Origin of the sequence: Paucilactobacillus wasatchensis (assembly GCF_000876205.1) — a bacterium.
GTDB classification, from domain to species: Bacteria; Bacillota; Bacilli; order Lactobacillales; family Lactobacillaceae; genus Paucilactobacillus; species Paucilactobacillus wasatchensis.
The window spans coordinates 1-5,026 of record NZ_AWTT01000067.1; the positions used below are offsets into that span (position 1 = coordinate 1).

Sequence of the window (5,026 nt, forward strand, 5' to 3'; positions counted from 1 at the left end):
TTATGTATCATCGCCCATAAACGTTAACTGAATTGTTTTACTCTTACTTTGCTTTGCACTACCCGTTGAATTAGTGCTGGACTGGTCGCTTTTACTTTCATCTGAACCACCACATCCAGTTAACACGGCCGTTAGTGTTACGATTGCAACTACTCCCCAAATTATATTTAATCGTCTATCTTTTTTCCCCATTATAATTATCCTCCCAAAAAATTATTAACTCAATCAGTGTAGCGATGCTTAGCAAGCTAATCAAGAGCGTATATAAATAAATTTACAATATTGTATGTAATTAAAATTACTAGCCTAAAGTATCTGAAATTCACGAGAATAGTTATGCTTTCTTTATGTCTAGATTACAACACGGCAACTATGCTATGCTAAACTGACTAATAAATTAGGAGCTATCAAATGAATGAAATTTTAAAAGCACAATTTTTTGTTGACGATCTCTCAGATGATCAAAAAAATGTGATTACAGATATTAATGCTTATATTAAACAAGGACTTCGCGATAATACGCACTCCGTTGCAATTATTCAAGGAGCTGCAGGAACTGGTAAATCCGTTGTCTTGATGGAACTAGTGCGCCAATATATGACGGACAAGCGTTACAAAACATCTTTAGTGGTCAACCATCCGGAATTATATAAAGCTTATCAAGATCTGGCAACATCAATCCCCGATATGAAAGTAAATTCGATTCGGCGACCAACTTCTTTGATTAACTATGCTCAAAAAAACCATAAGAACTACGATGTCATTTTTGTCGATGAAGCCCACTTGCTGTATTCTAAATCGGAGCCATACGCACATTATCGTGGCCAAAATCAACTAACAGACCTGATGAATTTGGCCAAAGTAGTCGTGGTTGTGTACGATTTTGACCAAGTCTTCCAGTCAAAAATGTACTGGGACAAAGAGTTACTATTTAAAACTATCGGTGATCGCCCGCATAAATCATTTGATATGAACTTCCAATACCGCATGGTGGCATGCGACGAACAAGTTGCTTGGATGGATGCTTTAACTGCCCAAAAACCAATGACCGTTTTCCCCAAAAACAGCGACTTTGAGTTTAAGGTATTTGATACCGCTGGCGAATTATTTGAAAAAATTAAAAAAAGGAACAAAGAGGTCGGTATGAGCCGTGTTGTCGCTACCTCTGGCTTTCCGCGGATTGATGGCCGACATAATGTGGAGATGGATACCTTCAGTTTGCCTTGGGATGAATGGGATCCACAACGCACGCATTGGGCCAAACGAGAAGGTTCAATTACCCAAGTGGGCACAATTTATACACTACAAGGCTTTGACTTGAACTATGTGGGGATGATTATCGGGCCATCCTTTGGTTATGACAAGAAAACCGACACCATGACCATTATGCCAGAAAAATACTCGCACAAAGAAATTTTCAAAAAGCGCAAGGACATTCAATTTACTCAAGCTGAGTATCAAGAATTTATTGCTAATGTTCTAAATGTCTTGATGAAGCGCGGAAAATATGGTTTATATTTAACGGCCTATGACGATGCATTGCGCCAACGGCTAGTTGATTTATATAAAAACAGCGGAAAATAAAACATAACAGCTAGAGATTTTAAGGGCTCCATCACTTATGATACGGACTGCCCTCATTAATCATAAATGCTCGATAAATTTGTTCCGACAGCACTAATCGCATTAATTGATGTGGCAGTGTAAACTTGCCAAATGATATCTGTGAATTAGATCTTTGCATTACATCTTTAGACAGCCCTAGAGAGCCTCCAATCACAAATGTAATATCGGAGTGACCATATGTAGTTAATTGCTGCATTTCGGCTGCAAAAGCTTCTGAAGAACGTTCTTTTCCTTCGATCGCAAGTGCATAAACGTACTCGCGGTCTTTTATTTTGCCTAATATTCGTTGACCCTCTTTTGCCATCACTTCATCCATCTCAGCTTGACTCAATGACTCTGGTGCTTTCTCATCTGGTACTTCTACAATTTCAAATTTACAGAACCGGCCCAGTCGTTTAGCATATTCTGCAATGCCAGCCTTAAAATATTTCTCCTTTAACTTTCCGACCCCAATTATTTTTATGTTCATAACTAATCACCTTTCACCAAGTTTTCCACAAAGTTATCCACAGGCAAACCAAATTTAACCCACCAAAAAACTTAAAATAGTTTTCAAACTCTATTGACTTCGTTTTATTTAAATATTTTTTATCCACAGTTTTGCACAAAAACATCCGTTCGCACAAGTAACACTAAAGTCCTATCATACTAAGGTTTCAGACTGTTCGTTTTTTATTTATTCATCTTTATCCACAGGTGTGATGTGATCCTGTGGATAACTTTTTTAACTGCTATAACAGTTGCTACCTGGGGATTTATAATTTCTTAATAATTATAACAGAAACTTTCCCCAAAGTTTTCCACAGATTATTTTCTGATAAAAATAGCTTGCAAAAGATCTGCTGAACTACTTTATTTTATTTACTCGATTTTGTTCGGTATAAAAAATTGGCCTTGGGCATTTGCACCTATTTTACTAGTATAAATATTTTTGTCGTTCGTTTTTTTGTCTTTTACCATTTTTGTATTCCTAAAAGTGGATTATTTCAGATAATCACGAACTTTGGCTTAAAAATAGCATTTCATTCATCAACTCAGAATGAAATGCTATTTATTCTTATTCACTACTACTTTCACTACTCAATGATGAGGTCGACTCTGATAACTTAATTGTCGCCGTTTTCAGTTGACTACCACGATAATATTTAACTGTGACAGAATCCCCTACCTTGTGCTTATACAACACTTCTTTTAGCGAAGCTTCATCAGTAACCTTCTTGCCATCGAGTTCCGTAATCACATCATACTTTTTCAAGCCTGCATTGCCAGCAGCAGATGGTGATAATGTTTTAATAACCACGACACCCTTTGTCACACTAGTCGGCAACTTAAGAATTGATTTTTGTTGCGTTGCTGAAACGTTTTCCAGTCCTACTAATTCAATTCCCAACGCGGGTCGCGTAATTTTGCCATTTTTAACTAACTGATTAATGACACTAACAACTTCGTTACTTGGAATTGAAAAACCCATGCCTTCAACACTTGTGCCTGAATCATCGGAAGACAATTTCATTGAATTTATCCCAATTACCTGACCGGCCAAATTAATCAATGGACCGCCAGAATTACCTGGGTTGATGGCCGCATCAGTTTGAATAACACTCGCATTAGCCGTAGTGTTACCAGAATTGTCCTGTACTTGAACAGTTCGTTTCTTAGCAGAAATGATTCCCTCAGTAACAGAAGTCGCATATTCCGACCCTAGTGGTGATCCGATTGCTAGGACGCTTTGACCAGCTTCAATTTGATTTGAGTTACCAAAACTGGCAACCGTCGTGACATTGGCTGCATTAATCTTTAATACAGCTAAATCAGTAGTTGAATCCGTTCCCACAATTTTAGCGGTCACTTTTTTACCACTACTCAAGATTACCTCAAGTTTAGACGAGCCTGTAACGACGTGATTATTAGTAACAATATAAGCTGTGTTGCCATTTTTCTTGTAGATCACACCTGAACCTTCACTGGCAGCTTCTAGCGAGCTGTTCGATGATGAACTGTCGCTGCTACTGCTCTGACCAAACACGCCAGTAATACCAGTAGTACTACTTGATTCAGCCTGCAAATTAACCACCGAAACAACAGCAGCTTTAACCTGTTTAAAAGCTTTGGTTGATTGACTGGAGCCCTTCACATTACTCTGATTAACCTTGGTCCCGCCAGCTTTATTAGAGCCGCTGGGGACGGAAGTCGCATTGGTAGTAAAACCATTACTAATAAAATTACCAGCACCATAAGCAACTCCGCCACCAATTAAACCTGCCAGCAAGGCAATAATAGCAACTTTCAACCACGAATTTAATTTCTTCTTGGGCCTTTCTTCCACTTGCTGATTATCATTATTATCCATTTCTCCGGCTAAAAGCCATCCCCCCTTAACAGTGTTTCACATGAAACAGCATACAGACTAAGTTTGAATAAAGTGTGAAAAAATGTGCATAAATTATTTAAAAATTATAAGATTGATAATTTTGTTGGTGCATCTGGTTCGGTATCATGTAAATGGAAATCATGTTCCACACCTAAATCGTGCTCTTTTAACATAGTTGCCACCGTTAAATGAGCTAACGAACGCATATTATTTTCTTGACTCCGATGGCCTAAATAGATCTGTTTAGTCTTACGACCAATCACAGCCATCATTGCATTAGCGCCGTCTTCATTTGATAAATGGCCCTCATCCCCAATGATCCGCTGCTTCAATGACCACGAGTAAGGTCCCATTCGCAACATCTCCATATCGTGATTGCATTCCATTAGATAGGCATCCGCGTCACCAATCGTTTTAGCCACTCGTTCAGACACGTATCCTGTATCTGTTAAAACACAAAATGCTTTACCATTATGATGTACTTGGTAAAATTGTGGCTGGGCTGCATCATGCGACACAGCAAAACTTTCGACGTCCATGTCGCCAAGATCCATGACCTTATCCGGCGCAAATAGATGTTTTTGTTCCACCGGTACTTGCCCAATTTTATGTTCCATCGCATTCCAAGTGCCTTCATTAGCGTACACGTCTAAGCCATATTTACGAGCCAATACACCCACTCCACGCACATGATCGCTGTGTTCATGCGTGACAAATAACGAATCAACATCGCTTAGATCACGATTAATACGATGCATCAAATCATTGATTTTTTTGCCACTCAATCCAGCATCAATCAGTATTTTATGCTCTGGTGTTTCTAAATATGTCACGTTACCGGTGCTGCCACTGGCTAACACGCTATACTTTAGTTGATCCTTTTCCAACAAAGTTATCTCCTTATTACTGACCTGCTGATGCATCCGTCAGACTTGTATCTGCTTTGATTAACGTTCCTGTAAATGCATTAATTCGTTTAGTTTGACTCCCGGCTGTATTCTTAGTTTGAATATTAATGACCCACGTCGG

At 38.7% G+C, this 5,026-nt stretch carries 5 protein-coding genes; 1 reads left to right on the forward strand and 4 read right to left on the reverse strand.

Annotated elements, in window-relative coordinates:
• Positions 1 to 192: a hypothetical protein gene (locus tag WDC_RS08805; RefSeq protein WP_044011494.1), complete on the reverse strand. Its 192-nt coding sequence runs from the start codon at positions 190 to 192 to the stop codon at positions 1 to 3.
• A 219-nt stretch (positions 193 to 411) separates the two neighbouring features.
• Here WDC_RS08805 and WDC_RS08810 point away from each other — a divergent pair, with 219 nt between their 5' ends.
• On the forward strand, positions 412 to 1,584 hold the full coding sequence (locus WDC_RS08810) for a DUF2075 domain-containing protein (RefSeq protein ID WP_044011495.1): 1,173 nt from the start codon (positions 412 to 414) through the stop codon (positions 1,582 to 1,584).
• Positions 1,585 to 1,615: 31 nt separating this feature from the next.
• Here the strand turns inward: WDC_RS08810 and rlmH are convergent, their stop codons facing one another.
• The 3 genes from rlmH to WDC_RS08825 all read right to left on the reverse strand — a co-directional run bounded on the left by rlmH (position 1,616) and on the right by WDC_RS08825 (position 4,887).
• Entirely contained in the window at positions 1,616 to 2,095 is a 480-nt protein-coding gene (gene rlmH, locus WDC_RS08815; RefSeq protein WP_044011496.1) for a 23S rRNA (pseudouridine(1915)-N(3))-methyltransferase RlmH, read from the reverse strand.
• Between the two features lie 588 nt (positions 2,096 to 2,683).
• Positions 2,684 to 3,976, reverse strand: a complete 1,293-nt coding sequence (locus tag WDC_RS08820; protein ID WP_082040982.1) for a S1C family serine protease — start codon at positions 3,974 to 3,976, stop codon at positions 2,684 to 2,686.
• Between the two features lie 104 nt (positions 3,977 to 4,080).
• Positions 4,081 to 4,887: an MBL fold metallo-hydrolase gene (locus WDC_RS08825; RefSeq protein ID WP_044011497.1), complete on the reverse strand. Its 807-nt coding sequence runs from the start codon at positions 4,885 to 4,887 to the stop codon at positions 4,081 to 4,083.
• Between the last annotated feature and the right edge of the window lie 139 nt (positions 4,888 to 5,026).

Coding starts and splice junctions, on each gene's coding strand:
- WDC_RS08805 (WP_044011494.1), bottom strand. CDS start 192: ATGGGGAAAAAAGATAGACGATTAAATATAATTTGGGGAGTAGTTGCA.
- WDC_RS08810 (WP_044011495.1), top strand. CDS start 412: ATGAATGAAATTTTAAAAGCACAATTTTTTGTTGACGATCTCTCAGAT.
- rlmH (WP_044011496.1), bottom strand. CDS start 2,095: ATGAACATAAAAATAATTGGGGTCGGAAAGTTAAAGGAGAAATATTTT.
- WDC_RS08820 (WP_082040982.1), bottom strand. CDS start 3,976: ATGGATAATAATGATAATCAGCAAGTGGAAGAAAGGCCCAAGAAGAAA.